The organism is Wenyingzhuangia sp. IMCC45574 (assembly GCF_054182685.1).
In genome coordinates this window covers 141273-161292 of sequence record NZ_CM135169.1, presented here as the reverse complement: position 1 = coordinate 161292, position 20020 = coordinate 141273, and the positions used below count along the sequence as shown (strand labels likewise).

Below are 20020 nucleotides of genomic sequence, written 5' to 3'. Positions count from 1 at the left end.
TTTTACTGAAGAGCCACTTTAATCAAATCTCTTTGATGAGTGGTACTTGGTACTTTAAATTCAAAATACTCCGGTAAAGGAATCTCAAATCCTTTATGGTTTAGGTAATTGTGCAGAGCAATATTTAACCCCTGACTAAATTTATGATGCTTGGTTCCTTTAGGATCTTTGTGAAATAAATCATTTTCGGCAAACCCTTTAAATTCAGGCCCAACAATTTCTATTTGAAATTCTTCTGGATTTTTACCTACCGGACTATGTGCCGTACAAGCAAACTGATGCCAAAAGGCTGACTGAATACAACCATTTTGAAAGAGTTGACGAACCACTTCTAAAGAATCTATGGTTTCTTGAGCTGTTTGCGTTGGAAAACCATACATAAGGTATGCGTGTACCATAACCCCCGCATCCGAAAAAGCTCTAGTGACTCTTGCTACTTGGGCAATATCCACTCCCTTTTTCATTTTAGCTAGCAATCTATCAGAAGCTACTTCTAAACCTCCTGTAACTGCTATACATCCAGATTTGGCTAACAAATCGCACAATTCCGATGTAAATGTTTTTTCAAAACGAATGTTGGTCCACCAAGTTATAAATACTTTTCTTTCAATTAGCTTATTCGCCAATGCTCTCAACATCTTTGGAGGTGCAGCCTCGTCTACAAAATGAAAACCAGTAACACCCGTTTCACTTACAATCTTTTCTATTTTATTTACCAAATCATACGCAGTTGTATTTTGGTAATTTCCTATATAATCTAAGGTTACATCACAAAAAGAGCACTGTTTCCAGTAGCAACCATGCGAAATGGTTAACTTATTCCATCTACCATCAGACCACATTCTGTGCATTGGGTTCATAACATCTAAAAAAGACAAATACTTATCGTGCGGTAATCCTACATAACTAGGTGCTGGTAAATTCTTATGATGAAAAATAGTATTGGGCTGCTTATCTTTGTAGACAACCTTATTTTCTTCTAGTACATAGGTTCTTTCTAATTCATTTGCACTTATTTTCCCTTCTATATACTCTGTTATTCTTAAAAACGGACCTTCTCCATCGTCTAAAGAAATAAAGTCTACATAGTTAAAAATACGAGGATCTGATAATCTTCTTAATTCTGTATTACAATATCCTCCCCCCATATCTACTTTAATAGCTGGGAACTCCTGTTTAATGTACTGTGCACAACGCAATGCCGAAAATAAATTTCCAGGAAAAGGAACTGTAAAGCCTACCATATCATAGTCCGCTTGCTGAAGTTGTTGTTCTAGTAAATACAACATTTCATCTTCAATCAGCGTTGTTTCATATTGCAATAAATCATCAATCTCATCAAAACTAGATGCTGCTCTGGCTATACTTTCTGCATAACGCGTAAACGAAAAAAACTCGTCTACATTTGCCTGTATAAAATCTCCTAACTCCTCTACAAACAGTGTCGCAACATGTTTGGCTTTGTCTAAAATTCCTAGTAGCCCAAACTCAGTACTTAAATCTTTTTCTAGTTTTACTCTCCTATGCCCTTGCGGTAAAAAATCTTTATGTACAATTTGGTAAGCTGCTGTTACTTCTTGAACTCTTAAATAGTCCATTACTGTATCTACTTTAGAGATGTAATCTTCCCTAAATTTCCACACCAAAGGAAAATCATTATTTTCTAACAACTCAGCTTGCTTAAAAACAGCATCTATAAACTCTCCTGTAAATATAGAAGTAAACAATTCTATACTTAAATCCATTTGAGTTACTTCTACTCCTTTAGACTCTAAAAACCCCTTTAAATAAGCAGTTGCAGGGTAAGCAGTATTTAATTGTGTAAAAGGTGGAGTTACTAGTAGAAGTTTAACTGGCATAGAACAATCTTAAATAAAGCACAAAGATAGCTTTATAATACTATTTGCTCATTATTTTTCTAAAGACTATAAGTTCTAACCAAAAACTCTTCTTTAAACCCTAATTTTATATACAAACCTTTACCTGCATCCGAAGCTTGTAACACCGCATGCTTTATTCCTTTGGCAACAGCATCGTTTAAAATACTCTTCATTAATTGTTCTGCAAAACCTTTTCTTCTTTGTTCTGGCACCACTCCCATGGCATGTATTCCTAATATATTTGTGTGACTCTTATACAAGAGTACTGTTCCTACAGGTATATTTTTATGATAAGCTATTACAAAATCTAAGTGATTTTTATTTGCTTCTATCACCTCTGTAGCAATTACATATTTAAAAGCTTTGGTAAACAACTCACTCCACAATTCAGCTTTTGTTCTTGTATCTACTTTTTCTAATCTAATAGCATCTACCACATATTCTTGTTGCGATAACGCTAAAGACATACCTACTTGTGTAATCCTTTTGTTCAAACCTTTCGCCTCTAGCAACTTGTAAGCATTTTTATTATAAATATCCCAACATGGAATTAGCAAAGGAGCTTCAGCACTTTTTAACAGCTTTATGGCTTCCTCTAAGTTTTCTTGAGAAATTGTGTTTTTAAACCAAACCCTATTGGGCCATTGAGAATTATTTAAAACCCCATATGCTAACTCATCTGTTTCTTGATATGTTTTCATATGTGTGTTTACCAAGCTCCATATAGCCACTAAATTCTCTATATTTTTATTTATCAAACTCATACCTTATTTATTAATAATTACAATTCCACATAACAACAATACAATTCCCAACAATCGCTTAAATGCTATAGGTTCTACAGGCAAGCCCAACCACCCAAAATGTCCCGCAATTACAGAAAACAATAGTTGGCCAAAGAGTCCAAAAGAAATCATTGTAGAAAGCCCTAGTTTAGGAATGGTATAATAGTACAAACTTATTCCAACAACACTACACATACCACCTGTAAACCATAGATATGTTGGAATCTTTTTTAATTCTGTAACATTTGGAAAGCTTTTAAAACTTGCCGCAACAAGGAATGTAGAAAATACTGCACTAACCGCAAAAGTTACTAACGATGCTAATAGAGGATTCTTTAGCCAAACCCCCAAACCTGCATTTAACGCCCCATGAGCACTTAAAAAAACACCTCCTATGATTGCTAAAAGAAATAGTACTAATTGATTCATTGTATTTTCTATTGTAAACCAAAAGTACTGTGCAAATACAAAGTGGGCATTTACATATGTTGATACGAAGCTTTTAATTTCATTTTTTTTCGAATCCTACTCAACTGCGTAGGTGTAATTCCTAAGTACGAAGCAATTATCCATTGAGGTACTCGTACCGATAAAGTTGGATAATTCAATAAAAAATCTTGATAACGTTCTGTTGCACTCTGAGCAGCAAATGAAATTTGTCTTTTTTCATTTTTTATAATCCAGCTCTGTTCCAAGTAGGCTATGTAAAAGTTTTTTAAATCGTCTCTAGATTTAATAAGCTGTTCGTACTTTCTAAAATCCATTTCTAACACCACCCCATCCTCTACACACTCCAATCCAAACTCCGATGATGAATTTTGTAATAAGGAAACGGTAGAAGCTGCTAGGTTTCCTTCTAAGAAAAAATTTTTAATATGTACATTGGCATCATTATCTATCCACTGTGAAATAAGAATTCCTTTACAAACAAAATACATTTTGGTTGCAGTTTGACCTTTTCTTAGAATGGTTTCTCCTTTTTTTATGGATCTTACCTTAGCAAAACTCCATAATTCGTTTATGGACTCTTGACTAACTACAGCATACTTGTTTAAAGTAGTATAAAATTGAGTTTTATATTTTTCTAACGCTAACAATTGGATACTCTCAGTCTGTTTATTCATCTACATCCCTTTCTTATACTTACACTTTTTAAGCTTTTGCTCACTAGCAATGCTTTCAAATTTACTACTTCAAATTCTATATTCTATAATTATTTCATCAAAAAAAATAACTTTTATCATTTTTAATCGTTTTTTTTATGTATCTTAAAAAAGAAAAAAAATACCCTATGAAAAAGTTTATTGCTACGAACCCAAGTGTCAACCACTTGAGTCAAAATTCGACACCCCCTAAAACTTCTTATTTTTCGTTATCGGTTCAAGCCATAGACGATCATTTATAAGATTTAAATGAAAAACTCGAATAATTAAAGTACTACCCCGTACCTCATTTATTTACCAATTACCCCACACCTATTAAAAGACAGGTTAAAACTCGTTTACCCCAACTATATAGAGACCTTATTAAAGAAAACTCTAAGAGTATAAAACCCAATCTTTTCTATTAGTTAACTGACACGTTTTGTTACAAACTAAATGTGTCAGTTTTTTTATACACTAAAACGTTCGGAATTATAATACAAGACGATTCTCTTATTATATTCACCCAACTTTGTCGTATCAAAAGAATTTTACACTTTTAATACTACACAAATATGGAACATTTAAAACATAAGACCGTATTACTTGCTGGTGCTTCTGGATATTTAGGAAATTATATTTTACATGAATTATTAGCACACGATATCTGCACAAATATTATTGTAAGAAAAGCCTCTAAGAATAAACTAAATTTTGAAAAACCGGTAAAAATAATAGAAGCCGAAATTACAAAAGCAGCAACCTTAAAAAACAGTTGTCTAAATATTGATATTGTAATTTCAACCGTTGGAATTACTCGTCAAAAAGATGGATTAAGCTATATAGATGTTGATTATCAGGCCAATTTAAATTTATTACAAGAAGCTAAAAAAGCGAACGTAGAAAAATTCATTTACGTTTCTGCCATTAATGGAGATAAATACAGACATTTAAAAATATTCCAAGCCAAAGAAAAATTTGTGGATGCATTAAAAGCATCTGGTTTGAATTACACTATTGTTAGACCCAATGGCTTCTTTTCGGACATGAAAAATTTTTTAGCAATGGCCAATACAGGTAAAGTTTACTTATTTGGAAATGGTGAACAAAAATTTAACCCTATTCACGGACAAGATCTTGCTTTTGCAATCCTTAATAACATTGCTAAAAACAATCCTGAATTCAACATTGGAGGACCAGATGTATTAAGTCTAAACGAAATAGCAAGACTTGCTTTTACCTCCTTAAACAAACCCGTAAAAATCATCCACTTACCCGATTGGACGAGGAAACTTACACTGTGGATTTTAAGAACTTTTACGTCCGTAAAAACCTATGGTCCTTTAGAATTTTTCTTAACACTTATGGCAGAAGACAACATAGCTCCTACTTATGGTACACAACGATTAAGAACTTTTTACAAGAAATCCGCTACGAAGCTATAATTCATGATAATTAACTCACTTTGAATTTACAGAGCCTTTGCCATGATAAATTTCAAGTTGTTGTTTCCTTAAACACAGGATTATATGCTAAAATAAACATCTCTAATCATCACTTAAAACATGAGTGGAAGAAATACATTCTGTTTATATAATTTTATATCTTTAATATCAAAAAAAATGCGCTAAAATGATTTCCTATTTAATTGCTCCTTTTAGTCCAAAAAAAGCTTTTGAGATTATTGAAAATAGTTACGAGGATGAATCATATAGAAAAAACCTTTTTGTTTTTGGCTTTTATGGATTTTTTAGCTTCTTAACAAAAAATGATTTCACATTTAATGTCTTCAATTTTCAATTCTTCTGGGAATTGTTCCTTAATATTAGTTCTTCAATTATCGCGTATAACTTAATGAGTTTACTTATATATTGGATTGGAAAAAAACTAAAAGGTAAAGCAGACCACACGGATATCATTTCGGTTTTTGCACATCAGCTAGCTCCTTCTATACTCTTTTTAGTTTTAGTTTACCTGCTTAAAAATAAAATATACCTAGAAAAAGAATGGAACACAGTCTATCTTAGAAACTTTATTTTATATGTATGTTTGTTCGTCAATTTTAATATTCTTCTGAAAGGAATAAAAAGGTTTAACAATTTTTCATATTTAAAAAGCGTTATAGCTATTATTCCTTTTGTTTTAATGAATATAATTCCACTAGCTATTTTCTTTTCGTATTACTTATGACAAAACAACTCACCCTTTTACTAATCGCTATTATTTTAATTAGCACAACTTCTTTCTCCCAATCTAAAAAGTATGCTTACAACTCCGAAATCCTAAAAGTCAAACAAATAACTCCTACTATTTTTAAACACGTTTCTTTTCTTCAAACAGAATCTTTTGGAAAAGTAGGGTGTAATGGAATGATTTATATAAATAATAAGGAAGCAATTGTTTTTGATACCGCAATAGACAATGCTAGTTCTAAAGAATTAATTGATTGGATTCAAAAAGAAAAAAACACAAAAATAAAAGCTGTTATCATTACCCATTTCCATGATGATTGTTTGGGAGGCATTAAAGCATTTCATGAAAAGAGCATTAAATCTTATGTATCTAAGAAAACATTTGAACTGATACAAAAAGACAGTACTCAAACTGTTTTACCTAAAAAACGTTTTAAAACCCAAAAGAAATTTAGAATAGGAAAGGAGAACGTAATTGTAAAATACTTTGGGGAAGGACATACAGAAGATAATGTTGTTGGTTATATTCCCTCTGAAAAAGCTTTGTTTGGGGGATGTTTGTTAAAAGCTTTAAAATCTGGTAAGGGCTACCTAGGTGATGCCAACACCAAAGAATGGTCTAAAACCGTAGCTAAAATTAAAACGGCATACCCAAACTTACAAATTGTAGTTCCTGGTCATGGAAAAGAAGGTGGAATGGGGTTATTAGATTATACCATCCAGATGTTTGAAAACAATTAACCTTATTCAAACTCAAAATCTACCGTTGCTTTAATTAACATTTTTAAGGTATTTATTTTATTAAACATTTTATTAAAGAAAACATTTTGCTCTTTCTCCCCGGCTGTATTTAGCAACTTAGAACTTTTTAACTCTTTAGAAAAATAAGCTTCGGCTTCATTACAGGTTACAATATCTTTGGTTAAAAAATAAGTTAGAACGGTAAATGGTACGTATAACGATTTTACCTTAGGTGTTTTTACCATAACAGTATTGTTCATCAATAAAATTTCGTTGTAATACAATAAAAAAGTTCCATCGTTCTGTTTTAATTTGTCCTGAATAGTAGCTATTAAATGTTGTAAACCATCTAAAACCTCTAAAGCTGAATTAGAAGTTAATTGTTCGGCTTTAAAATAAAAATGAATCTGTTTAAGTACACTATTCACTGTAGTTACATCCCAAACCTCTGTTTTATTCACGTTATTGTATAATGAGCTAAGTTTTTTACCTGCCTTTATAAGCGATGGTTTAGGCGAATAATCCTCAAACGAAACATCTCTAAAATCGGAATCTAAAATTTTAAGCCACACATAGGTTTTAAACTTGTTTAACAGTGCATTCTCCGAAGTATAAAAAATAGGAATGTCCTTAGCAGAATACAAGACACTACAATCTTTCTTATGTAGCATTGGCACCAAAGATTCGTAAGAGCTTAAATAATAAGCTTCTAATTCCTTCTCTTTTGTAATAGTTGCTGTTCTTTCTACCGTTAGTAACTGTTTAGAACTAACTGAAAACAAACTATCTAACGACAAATTAAAATGTTTGGCCAGTAGAATTCCTTCCTCAAAAGATAATTTACTTTTTCCACTGGTTCGTCTATGGGCTGCATCGTAACCAATATCTAAAACCTGAGCAACTACCTCGTTTAGAGAACTATCCCCTATTTGCTTTTTAATTCTATGTAATAATTCCTCTTGAAACATAGTTTTTGTGATTTTCACAAAAATAAAAATACAAATTCTTATTTAAAGAAATTAAAATTGTGTTTATCGAGATAGTTTTGAAGAAGAAATAAAAGATAAATCTTATGAAAAAAATAATCACATCGTTTCTCTTATGTTGCTCATTAAGCATGATTGGACAAGATACAACACCTAAAAAAACTAGAGGTCCTATTTGGTTTACCCACAGCGAGAACACCAATATTGTAGGTATGTCTTTGGGATTTTACCCAACCTCATCATTTATGTTATCTAAAAAGAATAGCACAAACACCTATGGATTAAGAATAGAAGCAACACCACTCTCTGTACTCTATCTACTATTTTCAAACAATTCTATTTCACGTAATAATACATCCCACCAACAAAAACTTACAAATGGAGATGTAACTCAGAAAGTCTATGGTATCAATATATCAACGGGAACTCCAGAGGAAATAGACTCTCATGGTATTTCTATTACTGGACTCATGCATCAAAGTAGAAAAAACAACGGGATTTCTATTGCAGGTATTACAAATTCAATTGAAAGAGCCAATGGAATTGTTGCAGCATTTGGGGGAAATGGAATTTATGAAGGAAATGGAATTATGATTTCAGGTCCATGGGGAAACCACACTAAAATATTCAATGGAATTCAAATTGGTTTTGACAATCACATACTTCAAAAAGGCAACGGAATCCAAATTGGCATCTACAATGAAGCAAAGAACTTTAAAGGCATACAACTCGGCCTATGGAACAAAAACCAAAAACGCTCTTTACCAATTATTAACTGGAATTTTTAATACTAAAATTAATAATCATGAACATACCAAAAGCACTTATTTTATTTCGTTTCTTATTAGCTCCCATCATTGTAGGACTGTCTTATTATATTGGAGATGCCTCAAGAACAACTATTGTTATTTTAATTTATTTGGGTTTAATCTCAGATATCTTAGATGGAATTATTGCAAGAAAGCAACAAATCTCTTCTGAAACTCTTAGAAGATTAGACAGTCAAACCGATATGATTTTTTGGTTGTCGTGCGGTTTTGCTACATGGATTCTATTCCCTGAGCTTATTATGAGTAATATCTTCCCTATTAGAGCCATATTAGCTATGGAAATAGGTTGTTATCTAATTAGTTTTGTAAAATTTAAAAAAGAAACTTGCACACATGCTTTCTTATCCAAACTCTGGGGAATTAGCTTGTTAATTGCTTTTACATCGTTAATTGGTTTTAACCATGCAGGCATTCCTTTTCATGCTACAATTGTTATGGGCTTACTATCTCATGTAGATCGAATTCTAATCGTTTTAATCTTACCCAAATGGACACATGATGTTCCAAGTGCTTACCACGCATTTTTAATTAGAAAAGGGATTGATTTTAAACGTAATATTTATTTTAATGGATAAGCTACATATATATATTTTTATCACATCTATTTTACTCTTGCAAAGCTGTATTTCTTTATACAGATACAACATAGACTCTATTCAAAAACAAAACTTAACAAAGGAAAATATAAATCTACTCAACGGTCAGTACAATATAAAAGCAGATTCTATTATTGGTTGTATTAATGACTCCCCTGGACTTTATAATAATATTAATAGCTATAATGACTTAACTGTGTTGTTAAGACTAAAAAAACCTGAGAACTTTTGGTATGATCAAAATTTTCAAAAAATTACAGGAAATGTAGAAGTAAAACTTCAAGTTATTTCTAGTAGAAAAATCTTAGCTAAAGTATATCGAGATGATAAGCTAGTTTTTGAAGAAATTATAAAAGGAAAAATTTACAAGGGCTATTTTTACTTAAATGCTAAGATATTAATCATTCCATTTATGCCAATCTTATATGTTCATCAGTTTGAACGAACTCGAATTGCTATTTCTGCTAATTTTTTAAAGGTTGAGTACAGTATAAATGAGTTGGGTTTCTCAATTGGTGGAGGTGGAAGAAGCAAAGGTTCTTGTTCTTCCATTTATCGAAAGAAATAATTTCACCCCTGACACATTCAGACACTTAGGCTCCTAATTTTGCTGGTAAGTTTAATTTATACATCAAAAAATAAAATGAAAAACGCAATCAATTGGTTCGAAATTCCAGCAACTAACTACGAAAGAGCAAAAGAATTCTACACAACTGTATTAGACATACAAGTAGAAGATCATCATATGCCAGAACAAAATGTAAAATACGGTATGCTTCCTTACGATAAGGATAGTGACGGTGTTGGTGGGGGAATTGCTGTAATGGAAGGGTTAACTCCAACAACGGATGGACCTACTATTTATTTAAATGGTGGTGACGATTTATCCGTTGCTTTAAGCAAAGTAGAAGCTGCCGGAGGAAAAGTAATTATGCCTAAAACAGACATTGGAGAGAATGGTTTTATGGCTCAGTTTATCGATTCTGAAGGGAATAGATTGGCTCTACATTCTTGGAATTAATTTATTAAAACCATCGGCTAACACCGATGGTTTTACTTTAAGCTATAAGCTATACGCTTTTCAAGCTTCTAAACATTTACTATCTTCACTCTAAATTCATTGAATTCTTCAATCATTTCATATTTTAATTTGCACAATGTCTCAACTACCTAGATTGATATCTATTCTAACACTCTTACGCTCTAAAAGGTTACTCACAGCAACTGAATTGGCAGATAAGTATGATGTAAGCGTAAGAACCATCTACAGAGACATTCGCAAACTAGAAGAAGCTGGTGTACCCGTAACTACCATAGAAGGAAGAGGTTATTCTTTAATGGAAGGTTATAACATTGCCCCCGTTCAGTTTACGGAAAAACAGGCCAATGCACTCATTACAGCGCAACATTTGGTAAAGCAAACCAAAGACGAATCTTTTATGCGTGATTTTAGCGAAGCTTTAACCAAAATAAAATCTGTCTTTAGAACTTCTATTCAAGAAAAAAGTGAACGTCTAGAACGTCAAATTCATGTGTTTGACCACAATTACTATGAGAATATCCAAAGTAATGCCTTGTCTGAAATTCAGTTGGCCATTACCAACCTCAACTTTGTAGAAATCAACTACAAAAAAGCAGACGATCCCAATATTACGTTCCGAAAGATAGAACCCTATGCCTTCTACTCTACCAATCATAAGTGGATTTTAATTGCTTGGTGTTATTTACGAAACGAATACAGAGCCTTTAGAATTGATAGAATTCAACACTTTAAAATTCTACCCGAAACTTTTGAAGATAGAGGTTTTAACTTACAAGATTATTTTAAGGCCTATACTTATGAACATAAAAAATAATCGTTTAGGTTTGTAGAAACCTAAATAGAGATGGAAAAAGAAATCCAACAAATTATTGAGCAACTTAACTTGCTACCTCATCCAGAAGGAGGTTATTTTAAAGAAACCTACAGAAGTACCCAAAGTATTCCAAAAGCGAGTTTGTCTAAAGAGTTTTCTGGAGATAGAAACCACAGTACTGCTATTTATTTCTTGTTGACCTCAGATACTTTTTCAGCCTTTCATAAAATCAACCAAGACGAGTTTTGGCATTTTTATAAAGGAACTACCATCAAATTACATATGATTTCTCCAGAGGGTGAATATTCCTCTGTATTAATTGGAAATAACTTTAACAACGGAGAAGTACCACAATTTGTGGTTCCTGCCCAATACTGGTTTGCTGCCGATGTTATAGAAAGTAATTCTTATGCTTTAGTGGGCTGCACCGTAGCTCCAGGTTTTGATTTTGATGATTTTGTACTGGCAGATAGAAAGGAATTAAGTAATCTTTTCCCTAGCCACTCAGAAATAATTACTAGGCTAACAAGGATTTAAAACTTAATAAAATTTTATAAATTGTAGATGACTTCTTAATTCTTAACCGCAAATGAAAAAGAAAAAACACTACAATTTATTCCCTATTTTATTATTAAGCTTACTTACGTTTAGTAATTGTAGCAAAAAATCAATTTTAGTAACTAAAGAAGTTTGGGGTACTGTTAAAGATAGTTCAGTTTTACTATACACTTTATCTAACAACAACGGAATGGAAGTTAAAATCACCAACTATGGTGGTATCATTACTTCCATCCATGTACCTGACAAAAATGGAAAGATAGAGGATGTAGTTTTAGGTTATAATAATTTAGCACCCTATACTAAACCCAATCCCTATTTTGGAGCTACAGTAGGTCGTTTCTCTAACAGAATTACAAATGCTATTTTTTCTATAGACTCAATTCAACATCAATTAACAGACAACAATGATGGACACAATCTACATGGTGGTGGAGAATTTAATCATGTAATTTGGCAATCAAAAATTGTAGAAAATGAAATTGGAAAAGGAATAAAGTTACACTATATCTCTAAAGATGGAACCAAAGGATTTCCAGGAAACTTAGATACCTATGTTACGTATATATTAACAGATCAAGATGCCATACATGTTACCTTAGAGGCTACTACAGACAAAGCAACCCACGTAAGTTTAACTCAACATAGTTACTTTAATTTAAATGGAGCTAAAGATTTAATTTATGATCATATTGTAGATATAGAAGCAGATAAATTCTTAGAATATGATACCATTGAAGCATTACCTACAGGTAAAATTTTATCATTAAGAAACAAAAACTGGGATTTAAAAAAACCAACGCGACTGGGAGATAACATCAATAAAATTCCTTTAAACGGATATCACCATTACTATATTTTAAATAACGAAAAAAAGGAACTAAAAAAAGTTGTCTCTATTATAGAACCTACCTCTGGAAGAACATTAGATGTATCTACTACAAACCTAGGCTTAACCTTTTATGCTAGCAATGGCTTAAAAAACATAACTGGAAAATATAATATTCAATACAAACCACACATTGCATTTTGCATAGAACCGCATGGATTTCCTAATGCACCCAATCAAGAGAGTTTTCCATCAACTCTATTAGAACCTAATCATACATACAAAGAAGTAATTGTTTACGATTTTGGGATAAAAAAATAACCAAAAAGAACCCCTTCAATTTTAAATTGAAGGGGTTAAAAATATCATTCTAGAAAGAACTACTATTGATACATCTTAGCTCTTAATTCCTTCACTTTAGGATCGTCTAAATACTCATCAAACGTAGCATATTTATCAATAATTCCTTTAGGAGTAATTTCTATAATTCTATTGGCAACAGTTTGTGCAAACTCGTGGTCATGTGTAGAGAACAACACAGTTCCTTTAAAGTTCTTTAAAGAGTTGTTTAATGCCTGAATAGATTCTAAGTCTAAGTGGTTTGTAGGTTCATCTAACACCAATACGTTTGCTCTTGTCATCATCATTCTAGACAACATACAACGTACTTTCTCACCTCCAGATAATACATTACACTTTTTTAAAGCTTCCTCTCCACTAAAGATCATTTTCCCTAAGAATCCTCTTAAGAAAACCTCTTCTCTTTCCTCTTCTGTTTTAGCATATTGACGTAACCAATCTACTAAGTTTAAACTTTCATTAGTAAAGAACTCAGAATTATCAGATGGTAAGTAAGATTGGTTGGTTGTAATTCCCCATTTATACTCTCCTGTTTCTGCAGATTCGTTCCCCATAATAATTTGGTAGAACGTACTTACTGCTTTAGAATTTCTAGAAACTACTAATACCTTATCTCCTTTTGATAAGTTAATATCTATCCCTTTAAATAAAGTTTCTCCTTCAAAAGTTTTAGATAAGTTTTCAATATTTAAAATTTGATCTCCAGCTTCTCTATCTCTATCAAAAATAATAGCTGGGTATCTTCTACTTGATGGCTTAATTTCATCAACATTTAACTTCTCAATCATTTTCTTACGAGAAGTTGCTTGTTTAGACTTTGCAACGTTTGCAGAGAAACGACGAATAAAATCTTCCAATTCTTTCTTTTTGTCTTCTGCTTTTTTATTTGCTTGCTGACGTTGTTTAGCCGCTAACTGAGAAGATTCATACCAGAAAGAATAGTTTCCTGAGTAATGGTTGATTTTTCCAAAATCGATATCTGAAATATGCGTACAAACAGCATCTAAAAAGTGACGGTCATGCGAAACTACAATTACCGTATTCTCATAATTTGCTAAAAAGTTTTCTAACCAAGAAATGGTTTCAAAATCCAAGTCGTTGGTAGGCTCATCCATAATCAATACATCAGGATTACCAAATAAACACTGTGCTAACAACACACGTACTTTAGCTTTACCGTCTAAATCTGCCAACAAAGTGTAGTGCATATCATCCTTAATCCCTAGGTTAGATAACATAGTAGCTGCAGCAGAATCTGCATTCCATCCATCCATTTCCTCAAAGATTACTTGTAACTCTCCAATTTTTTCGGCATTTTCATCCGTATAATCAGCATACAAGGCATCTATTTGGGCCTTAATTTTATACAACTCTTTATTCCCCATTAACACTGCCTCTAGTACTGTGTACTCATCAAAGGCATAGTGATCCTGAGTTAAAACAGACATACGTTTTCCAGGATCTAAACTTACATGTCCAGAAGTAGCCTCCATTGTTCCCGATAAAATCTTTAAAAAAGTAGACTTCCCTGCTCCATTTGCTCCAATAATTCCGTAGCAATTTCCTTGGGTAAACTTTGTGTTTACTTCATCAAACAATACTCTTTTTCCAAATTGTACCGATAAATTTGAAACTGTTAACATAAAACTGATTTTTAATTTGCTGCAAAAGTACAAAATAGATTAAGAAATCCTTATTATTTAACCATTGCTTTACATACAAATTCTACCTTTGCTCGCATGAGTTTTTTAGAGCTTAAAAATGCTATTCTTACAGGTGTTTTTCTTTCGTTTATGATTGGCCCTGTTTTCTTTATGCTAATACAAACCAGTATTCTAAGAGGTGCTAAAGTTGCTTTGGCTTTTAATACCGGAGTTATTTTAGGAGATATTGCTTTTATTCTGATTTCTTACTTTGGAAGTAGACCTGTATTGAACAAAATTAAAGACGATCCTCGTTTATTTATACTCGGAGGAATCATAATTCTTGTTTACGGGATTATTACTGTTTTACAGAAGAAAAAGGAAAATGAAACTTTGGAAGAATCCACTATAACAATCCCCAAAAAGAACAATTATTATAAATTGATATTCCATGGGTTTTTCTTAAACTGCATTAACGTAGGAGTGTTGGCTTTTTGGTTGGGCTTAATTGTGGTGGTTATACCAACATTAAACATGACTTCTATTCAGATATTTTGGTATTTCGCAGCTATTATTGGAGGTTATTTTACAACCGATATAATAAAAATAATCCTTGCGAAACAGCTAAAGAGTTTTTTAACTCCAAAAAACATTCAAATTATAAAAAAAATAATGGGTTTTATTTTGGTAGCCTTTGGAATTGTTATGATACTAAAAGGTTTTATTCCTAAAGAACAATTAAATTTAGAGGACTTTTTAAACCATTAAAAAACGGCTTGTATCTTAATACAAACCGTTTCTATTATTCTTTAATCAAATTTTACATCAACTCTGTTAACTGACTCTGAACTCTTTCATCTAATACTATTGGATCTTTATAGGTATCTCCATACGCTTTAAGAGCTTTCGATAGTTTTTTACGTATCTCTTTATAATCTTTATGATCTATAAAGTTGATCATCTCATCCGGATTCTTTTCTAAATCGATCAACCAAGGTTTGGTTTTACTTTTATCTAAAATCAACTTGTATCTATCTGTCATTACCGAAGTCCACCATTGATACGATACAAAAGTCATATCCTTTAGTTTCGTATTCTTTTTACCTATTAGCCAGTCACTAATATCTCTACCATCTGTTGTAGTTGGATCAAAATCTTTTACTTTCATTAAACTTAATACCGTATCCATAAAATCGGTATTATTGGTAGCTTTGTTTACAACTGTACCTGCTTTAATAGCATTTGGATAATATACTATAAATGGAATTTTAGCCGAAGCCTCTTGTGGCACTCCTTTATTATCCCTTCCGTACTCCCCTAATAAATCTCCATGATCCGAAGTAAATATAATAATGGTATTGTCTAACTGTCCGTTCTTTTTTAACCTTTGAATCATTTTACCAATATTATCATCAATACACTTTACCATTCCAAAGTATTGAGTAATGTCTTTTTTAAGTTTTCTTTTAGCTTTTTCTGGTGTATAGTTCTTCTTTAACTTTCTTTCTTTTGATTTTTTATTAACGGCAAAGTCTAATTCAGGGTTTTTCCATGCTGGTAATTCCTTGCTATACTCTAAATTAAAAGTCTTAGGTAACTTTACTTTCTTAATATCATACATGGTATTATATGGAGCTCTAACCACATTACTTGTATGTGGATCTGGAAAACTAACAACCTCGAAGAAAGGTTTTCCTGTTCCTTTTTGTGCATCAAAAAACTCCAAAGCTCTATCGGTTAACCAGTCTGTAGCAAAAGACTTTTCATTGGCACCATTTAATTTTGTGTTGGGTTTTCCTTCTGCATTGGTACTTCCTACCTTAGGCAGACCGTTTTTGTCCAATTCAAACTTTTTCCAATGTCCTCCATTAAACATATATTTCTTGTGCTGAAACCCATAACCATATTCAGGATTCCACATAGGTTTAGGATGCCCTATTAAGTGAAGTTTACCTGTATACCCTGTGCTATATCCATTTTTAGCCAATACATCTGCTAAAGTTGGAATTTTATGATCTAGCACATATCCATTCTTTGGCATCTTTACCGTATGAGGATAACTCCCAGTAAACATAGCTGCCCTAGACGGAGTACAGGATGGAGAAGCAGCATACATACTCGTTAAAATAGCCCCTTTATGTGCCAAAAAGTCTAAGTTAGGAGTTTCAACAACCATATCTCCCCACATATAAGCTTCCTCTTTAGATAGTAACTCTCTATAAGCTCCTATTGTTCTAAAGTTATGTTCATCGGTTATAATATACAATAAATTAGGTGCTTTGCTATTTTGTCCTTTGGCTGACATTGTAAGAACAAATAACATCAATAAAAACAATCGTCTCAGTAAACAATTCATAAGTAATCTTAATTTTTGGTTTATTTTTTCAATAATTAGACATAGTAAAAACTATTGCGTTTAACTAGGTTATGATAATTGTACATACAAACACAATTGATTAACTGTAGGAGAATTCTTTAAATGCTATTGATCTCATTCTACTAATATTTTCTTTTAATAAAAAAAGAACCACAAATTGCAATATTCGTAGAATGTGTAGCTTTATTAATAGTAAGGCGTTACTTTTGTAACAAAATTTTATTCTATGTCTCAAAACGCTCAGCCAAACAACCCTTTACACGGAGTTAAACTAGCAGATATTCTTACCGAATTGATTGAAAATTTAGGATGGGAAGAAATGGAAAAAGAAACAGGCATACGCTGTTTTGGTAACAACCCAACATTTAAGAGCAGTCTTAAATTTTTAAGGACTACTGCTTGGGCCAGACAAAAAACAGAAGACTTGTATTTGGATTGGTTAGAGTATAAAAAAATACATAATTTATAATTCCAATAAATATCCTACAGACACATTTATAAAACCGGTGTTGTCTTCTTTTGTCTCATTTCCAATTTCGTAAGGGAAATTTCGATTAAAACCAACTTCTACATCCCACTTTTCTGTAGTATATAAAATTGGCAAACTTATTTGGACGTTCATTAAATCAAAAACACTCGTCTCATTATATCTAGGAACCTCATAAGGAATACCGTCTTCAATTTCAATATCAAACTCTCCCGTTTCTTCAAAAAAAGTTTGCTGACCAGCCAATATATTTAATCTTGGTCTCAGTTGTAAACGATACTTTTCTTTATCTAAAATATTAATGACTCCAAAAGCCGAGTATCCAATTTGAAAGGAATTATCATCACCAAAAGATTCATTTAAAGACAAACGTGTTCCTAAGGTTCTTTTCTTATTTCGTACCGCTATTCCAGCAGAAATAGAATTGGTAAAAGGATTAGACCCTTTTTTACTGTAAATAAATCGTGTATAACCTCCACTTACACGAAATATATTATTCTTTCCAAAACTTCTACCATACCCGGCAGATAAAGAGGTAAAATCCCACCTAGGATCAAAATAAGTACCATCGTAATAAGCACCTCCAATACTTGCAAAGAACCCCTTAGCATCTAAATATGTTATCTGGGGTCTTAAATTATAATCATTCCAACCAATATCTCTACCTGCAAAATAGGTATCACTTGTATAATTTGCGGAGATGTATAAAAATTTAAAGTTTGAAAATGATTCCATTAAATCATTCAAATCTTTTTGTTCTTTAAAGAGTGCTGCTAATAAATCATCAACATCCTTGTCTGCATCCTCGTCTAATAACGATTCCAATATTAAATCTTCATCTGTTTGTTGGGTTTCATCTTCTTTGTTTTGAGAAAATGACAAAAAACTGATACATAAAAATAAACTTAGGAATAGGTTCTTCATATATTTTTGGTTAGGTTGGAGGGGGTTCGTTTAAGATTTCTAAATATAGAATATTTTTAAAATTATTACAAAAACGACAAAAGAGTTACATTAAATGTAACTCTTTTATTAGGGGAATAAATTTGAGATTATTCTGCAGCTGCATCTTCTTTAGCTGCTTTTCTACGTGCTTTTCTACGTGCTTTTTCTCTTACTTTAGCTCTTGCTTTTTTACCTCCTTCTGCTCTTGCAGCTCTTCTTGCTTGCAATTGCTCTTTTTGCTCTTCTGTAATAGTAGCTCTAAAAGATTCTTTAGCTTCTTTAGCCGCAGTTCTATTTGTCTCTATCATTTCTTTCTGAGCATCTGTAAAAGATGATTTTAAAGCTTCTCTTCTTTCTTTTCTAGTTAACTCTTTGTTCTCTAAAATAGCTAATTGTTCTGCTGTAAAAGTAGCCTTTAAAGCTTCTTTGTTCGCTTTTACTTGCTCTCTTTGTGCTTGAATCATTTCTTTTTGAGCATCTGTAAAAATAGATTCTTTAGTAGGAGTATCTTGTGCATGTACTGCTGTTAATGCTAAAGTAAAAACTGCAATGGCTAATTTTTGTAAAGTCTTCATTTTTGTATTTTTTAAATTAATAATTGTTTAATTGAACGTTCTGTAATCTTAGAACCTGATAGTTTAAAATAGTTTTAAAAAAACTGTTTTTTTTTAATTCAAGAGATCTTCATTAGGATACAAAGCCCCTAACATATACGTATCTGATATCTTATCTAATTTGTTCTCATTTACAATAAGAGAGTTAATCATCATATTACTTTCAGCATCGTTTAAAGCTACCTGTGTAGTAGTAATAGTAGTATTCTTAACCGTAAAGAACAAAACAATGGCAGCTGCAACTGTTGTAGACAAACGAATCAACTTAATAACTCTTTGCTTTCTATTGCTACGGATTGTTTCTTCTAAAATGGCATTTTTAGAATTCTTAAAAAAATCTGCAGGAACTTCAAAACCAAAATCATTCTGGTGACGTTCTCTGTTCTTTTGATCAAACAAAGCATCTTCTTGTTTTTTGGGATGGTTATGTATCTTCTTTAATTCCATAATATTGCTATTTATCACTTAAATTGCCTCTACTTCTAACATCTTTTTTTCTATCAATCTAGCAGCTGCGTAATAAGTAGTTTTTACTGTATTTTCTTTAATTTCTAATATACTTGCTATTTCTCTAAACTTTAAGTCATCGTAATACTTCATCTGAAAAACGACACGTTGCTTTTCACTCAACTCAGAGATTTTTTGTTTTAGTTTTATCTGTATTTCCGATCCGTCAAAATAAGAACTTCCCACCAAATTTTCCAAATGCTTTTGTTCTATTTCACTTGTAGAAGCTCTATACTTGTTTTTTTCTTTCTCTATCAAACGAAGCGATTCGTTATAGGCTATTCTATACATCCAAGTATGTAACGAGCTTTGTTGTTTAAACTTTGGTAGACTCTTATACACTCTTACAAATGTGTTTTGTAATACGTCTGCAGCATCTTCGTGATTAGGAACCAACTTACGAATGTGCCAATACAATCGCTCTTGGTAACTATCCAACAATTCTCCAAAAGCTCTATCTCTATGCCTTGGACTTAATAATCGCTCTATAAATGCTGCTTCGTTCTTCAAAAAAATTGGTTAAGAGTTATATCTCTAAAACATTCTTATTGGTTTAGACCCTACCTTTTTTAAAAAGTTCTGTTTTTTTTATAAAAAAAGGAATTCTTATAAAGTTAATGATATTTCTATAGTGTATGCTACTTTACTTTAACCACATAGGTATAAAGTATATCTTTACTATACCTTACATG

The 20020-nt window shown here is 32.0% G+C and carries 23 protein-coding genes; 12 read left to right on the top strand and 11 right to left on the bottom strand.

Features of this window, described 5'->3' with window-relative positions:
- Positions 1 to 2: 2 nt before the first annotated feature.
- Genes ACXHHC_RS00820 through ACXHHC_RS00805 form a run of 4 tightly spaced genes read right to left on the bottom strand, consistent with a single transcriptional unit; the run spans position 3 to position 3789 of the window.
- Positions 3 to 1859 (bottom strand): B12-binding domain-containing radical SAM protein, encoded by a 1857-nt coding sequence (locus tag ACXHHC_RS00820; protein ID WP_458227753.1) that lies wholly within the window; start codon positions 1857 to 1859, stop codon positions 3 to 5.
- Between the two features lie 59 nt (positions 1860 to 1918).
- Entirely contained in the window at positions 1919 to 2644 is a 726-nt protein-coding gene (locus ACXHHC_RS00815) for a GNAT family N-acetyltransferase (protein WP_458227752.1), read from the bottom strand.
- 3 nt (positions 2645 to 2647) lie between these two features.
- Positions 2648 to 3094, bottom strand: a complete 447-nt coding sequence (locus tag ACXHHC_RS00810; protein WP_458227751.1) for a DMT family transporter — start codon at positions 3092 to 3094, stop codon at positions 2648 to 2650.
- 50 nt (positions 3095 to 3144) lie between these two features.
- A complete protein-coding gene (locus ACXHHC_RS00805) occupies positions 3145 to 3789 on the bottom strand; it encodes a Crp/Fnr family transcriptional regulator (protein ID WP_458227750.1) in 645 nt (214 codons plus the stop codon).
- A gap of 593 nt (positions 3790 to 4382) precedes the next feature.
- Here ACXHHC_RS00805 and ACXHHC_RS00800 point away from each other — a divergent pair.
- The 3 genes from ACXHHC_RS00800 (at position 4383) to bla (ending at position 6740) form a co-directional block, all read left to right on the top strand.
- Positions 4383 to 5252: an SDR family oxidoreductase gene (locus tag ACXHHC_RS00800; RefSeq protein WP_458227749.1), complete on the top strand. Its 870-nt coding sequence runs from the start codon at positions 4383 to 4385 to the stop codon at positions 5250 to 5252.
- Between the two features lie 187 nt (positions 5253 to 5439).
- Positions 5440 to 5997 (top strand): YIP1 family protein, encoded by a 558-nt coding sequence (locus ACXHHC_RS00795; protein WP_458227748.1) that lies wholly within the window; start codon positions 5440 to 5442, stop codon positions 5995 to 5997.
- Entirely contained in the window at positions 5994 to 6740 is a 747-nt protein-coding gene (gene bla / locus ACXHHC_RS00790) for a subclass B1 metallo-beta-lactamase (protein ID WP_458227747.1), read from the top strand. The genes ACXHHC_RS00795 and bla overlap by 4 nt, the downstream gene beginning before the upstream one ends.
- Before the next feature lie 2 nt (positions 6741 to 6742).
- On the opposite strand, the gene ACXHHC_RS00785 is transcribed toward bla, so the two are convergent.
- Positions 6743 to 7708 carry a hypothetical protein gene (locus ACXHHC_RS00785; protein ID WP_458227746.1) on the bottom strand — a complete coding sequence of 322 codons (966 nt, stop codon included), beginning with the start codon at positions 7706 to 7708 and terminating at the stop codon, positions 6743 to 6745.
- Between the two features lie 104 nt (positions 7709 to 7812).
- Between ACXHHC_RS00785 and ACXHHC_RS00780 the strand changes: the two genes are divergently transcribed.
- From ACXHHC_RS00780 to ACXHHC_RS00750, 7 genes are all read left to right on the top strand, one after another.
- A complete protein-coding gene (locus tag ACXHHC_RS00780) occupies positions 7813 to 8514 on the top strand; it encodes an LA_2272 family surface repeat-containing protein (RefSeq protein ID WP_458227745.1) in 702 nt (233 codons plus the stop codon).
- A gap of 17 nt (positions 8515 to 8531) precedes the next feature.
- Positions 8532 to 9131 (top strand): CDP-alcohol phosphatidyltransferase family protein, encoded by a 600-nt coding sequence (locus tag ACXHHC_RS00775; protein WP_458227744.1) that lies wholly within the window; start codon positions 8532 to 8534, stop codon positions 9129 to 9131.
- Complete coding sequence (locus ACXHHC_RS00770) at positions 9124 to 9720, top strand: hypothetical protein (RefSeq protein ID WP_458227743.1); 597 nt, start codon at positions 9124 to 9126, stop codon at positions 9718 to 9720. Before ACXHHC_RS00775 ends, ACXHHC_RS00770 begins: the two co-directional genes overlap by 8 nt.
- A 75-nt stretch (positions 9721 to 9795) precedes the next feature.
- Positions 9796 to 10173, top strand: coding sequence for a VOC family protein (locus tag ACXHHC_RS00765; protein ID WP_458227742.1), 378 nt, complete (start codon positions 9796 to 9798; stop codon positions 10171 to 10173).
- Between the two features lie 136 nt (positions 10174 to 10309).
- Positions 10310 to 11008, top strand: coding sequence for a helix-turn-helix transcriptional regulator (locus ACXHHC_RS00760; protein WP_458227741.1), 699 nt, complete (start codon positions 10310 to 10312; stop codon positions 11006 to 11008).
- A gap of 30 nt (positions 11009 to 11038) precedes the next feature.
- Entirely contained in the window at positions 11039 to 11545 is a 507-nt protein-coding gene (locus ACXHHC_RS00755) for a cupin domain-containing protein (protein ID WP_458227740.1), read from the top strand.
- Positions 11546 to 11597: 52 nt separating this feature from the next.
- Positions 11598 to 12716, top strand: a complete 1119-nt coding sequence (locus ACXHHC_RS00750; RefSeq protein WP_458227739.1) for an aldose epimerase family protein — start codon at positions 11598 to 11600, stop codon at positions 12714 to 12716.
- Positions 12717 to 12778: 62 nt separating this feature from the next.
- Here ACXHHC_RS00750 and ACXHHC_RS00745 read toward each other — a convergent pair whose 3' ends face one another.
- The gene (locus ACXHHC_RS00745; RefSeq protein ID WP_458227738.1) at positions 12779 to 14398 is read right to left on the bottom strand and encodes an ABC-F family ATP-binding cassette domain-containing protein; all 1620 of its coding nucleotides are present in this window, start codon (positions 14396 to 14398) and stop codon (positions 12779 to 12781) included.
- A gap of 96 nt (positions 14399 to 14494) precedes the next feature.
- On the opposite strand from ACXHHC_RS00745, the gene ACXHHC_RS00740 reads away from it, so the two are divergent.
- The gene (locus ACXHHC_RS00740) at positions 14495 to 15166 is read left to right on the top strand and encodes a LysE family translocator (protein WP_458227737.1); all 672 of its coding nucleotides are present in this window, start codon (positions 14495 to 14497) and stop codon (positions 15164 to 15166) included.
- A gap of 52 nt (positions 15167 to 15218) precedes the next feature.
- Here ACXHHC_RS00740 and ACXHHC_RS00735 read toward each other — a convergent pair whose 3' ends face one another.
- Entirely contained in the window at positions 15219 to 16754 is a 1536-nt protein-coding gene (locus tag ACXHHC_RS00735) for a sulfatase family protein (RefSeq protein WP_458227736.1), read from the bottom strand.
- Between the two features lie 247 nt (positions 16755 to 17001).
- On the opposite strand from ACXHHC_RS00735, the gene ACXHHC_RS00730 reads away from it, so the two are divergent.
- Positions 17002 to 17244: a VF530 family protein gene (locus ACXHHC_RS00730; protein WP_458227735.1), complete on the top strand. Its 243-nt coding sequence runs from the start codon at positions 17002 to 17004 to the stop codon at positions 17242 to 17244.
- On the opposite strand, the gene ACXHHC_RS00725 is transcribed toward ACXHHC_RS00730, so the two are convergent.
- From ACXHHC_RS00725 to ACXHHC_RS00710, 4 genes are all read right to left on the bottom strand, one after another.
- Positions 17239 to 18186 carry a hypothetical protein gene (locus ACXHHC_RS00725; protein ID WP_458227734.1) on the bottom strand — a complete coding sequence of 316 codons (948 nt, stop codon included), beginning with the start codon at positions 18184 to 18186 and terminating at the stop codon, positions 17239 to 17241. The two genes, ACXHHC_RS00730 and ACXHHC_RS00725, sit on opposite strands and share 6 nt — an antisense overlap.
- A 128-nt stretch (positions 18187 to 18314) precedes the next feature.
- Positions 18315 to 18782 carry a hypothetical protein gene (locus ACXHHC_RS00720; protein WP_458227733.1) on the bottom strand — a complete coding sequence of 156 codons (468 nt, stop codon included), beginning with the start codon at positions 18780 to 18782 and terminating at the stop codon, positions 18315 to 18317.
- Between the two features lie 93 nt (positions 18783 to 18875).
- On the bottom strand, positions 18876 to 19268 hold the full coding sequence (locus tag ACXHHC_RS00715; RefSeq protein WP_458227732.1) for a hypothetical protein: 393 nt from the start codon (positions 19266 to 19268) through the stop codon (positions 18876 to 18878).
- 18 nt (positions 19269 to 19286) lie between these two features.
- Positions 19287 to 19838 (bottom strand): RNA polymerase sigma factor, encoded by a 552-nt coding sequence (locus ACXHHC_RS00710; protein WP_458227731.1) that lies wholly within the window; start codon positions 19836 to 19838, stop codon positions 19287 to 19289.
- Positions 19839 to 20020 lie beyond the last annotated feature (182 nt).

Bases quoted from the DNA above. Each gene is read 5' to 3' on its own strand.
- ACXHHC_RS00755 (WP_458227740.1), top strand. From the start codon at position 11,039: ATGGAAAAAGAAATCCAACAAATTATTGAGCAACTTAACTTGCTACCT.
- ACXHHC_RS00720 (WP_458227733.1), bottom strand. From the start codon at position 18,782: ATGAAGACTTTACAAAAATTAGCCATTGCAGTTTTTACTTTAGCATTA.
- ACXHHC_RS00760 (WP_458227741.1), top strand. From the start codon at position 10,310: ATGTCTCAACTACCTAGATTGATATCTATTCTAACACTCTTACGCTCT.
- ACXHHC_RS00820 (WP_458227753.1), bottom strand. From the start codon at position 1,859: ATGCCAGTTAAACTTCTACTAGTAACTCCACCTTTTACACAATTAAAT.
- ACXHHC_RS00815 (WP_458227752.1), bottom strand. From the start codon at position 2,644: ATGAGTTTGATAAATAAAAATATAGAGAATTTAGTGGCTATATGGAGC.
- ACXHHC_RS00780 (WP_458227745.1), top strand. From the start codon at position 7,813: ATGAAAAAAATAATCACATCGTTTCTCTTATGTTGCTCATTAAGCATG.
- ACXHHC_RS00765 (WP_458227742.1), top strand. From the start codon at position 9,796: ATGAAAAACGCAATCAATTGGTTCGAAATTCCAGCAACTAACTACGAA.
- ACXHHC_RS00740 (WP_458227737.1), top strand. From the start codon at position 14,495: ATGAGTTTTTTAGAGCTTAAAAATGCTATTCTTACAGGTGTTTTTCTT.
- bla (WP_458227747.1), top strand. From the start codon at position 5,994: ATGACAAAACAACTCACCCTTTTACTAATCGCTATTATTTTAATTAGC.
- ACXHHC_RS00785 (WP_458227746.1), bottom strand. From the start codon at position 7,708: ATGTTTCAAGAGGAATTATTACATAGAATTAAAAAGCAAATAGGGGAT.
- ACXHHC_RS00735 (WP_458227736.1), bottom strand. From the start codon at position 16,754: ATGAATTGTTTACTGAGACGATTGTTTTTATTGATGTTATTTGTTCTT.
- ACXHHC_RS00715 (WP_458227732.1), bottom strand. From the start codon at position 19,268: ATGGAATTAAAGAAGATACATAACCATCCCAAAAAACAAGAAGATGCT.
- ACXHHC_RS00770 (WP_458227743.1), top strand. From the start codon at position 9,124: ATGGATAAGCTACATATATATATTTTTATCACATCTATTTTACTCTTG.
- ACXHHC_RS00805 (WP_458227750.1), bottom strand. From the start codon at position 3,789: ATGAATAAACAGACTGAGAGTATCCAATTGTTAGCGTTAGAAAAATAT.
- ACXHHC_RS00725 (WP_458227734.1), bottom strand. From the start codon at position 18,186: ATGAAGAACCTATTCCTAAGTTTATTTTTATGTATCAGTTTTTTGTCA.
- ACXHHC_RS00745 (WP_458227738.1), bottom strand. From the start codon at position 14,398: ATGTTAACAGTTTCAAATTTATCGGTACAATTTGGAAAAAGAGTATTG.
- ACXHHC_RS00730 (WP_458227735.1), top strand. From the start codon at position 17,002: ATGTCTCAAAACGCTCAGCCAAACAACCCTTTACACGGAGTTAAACTA.
- ACXHHC_RS00795 (WP_458227748.1), top strand. From the start codon at position 5,440: ATGATTTCCTATTTAATTGCTCCTTTTAGTCCAAAAAAAGCTTTTGAG.
- ACXHHC_RS00775 (WP_458227744.1), top strand. From the start codon at position 8,532: ATGAACATACCAAAAGCACTTATTTTATTTCGTTTCTTATTAGCTCCC.
- ACXHHC_RS00750 (WP_458227739.1), top strand. From the start codon at position 11,598: ATGAAAAAGAAAAAACACTACAATTTATTCCCTATTTTATTATTAAGC.
- ACXHHC_RS00810 (WP_458227751.1), bottom strand. From the start codon at position 3,094: ATGAATCAATTAGTACTATTTCTTTTAGCAATCATAGGAGGTGTTTTT.
- ACXHHC_RS00800 (WP_458227749.1), top strand. From the start codon at position 4,383: ATGGAACATTTAAAACATAAGACCGTATTACTTGCTGGTGCTTCTGGA.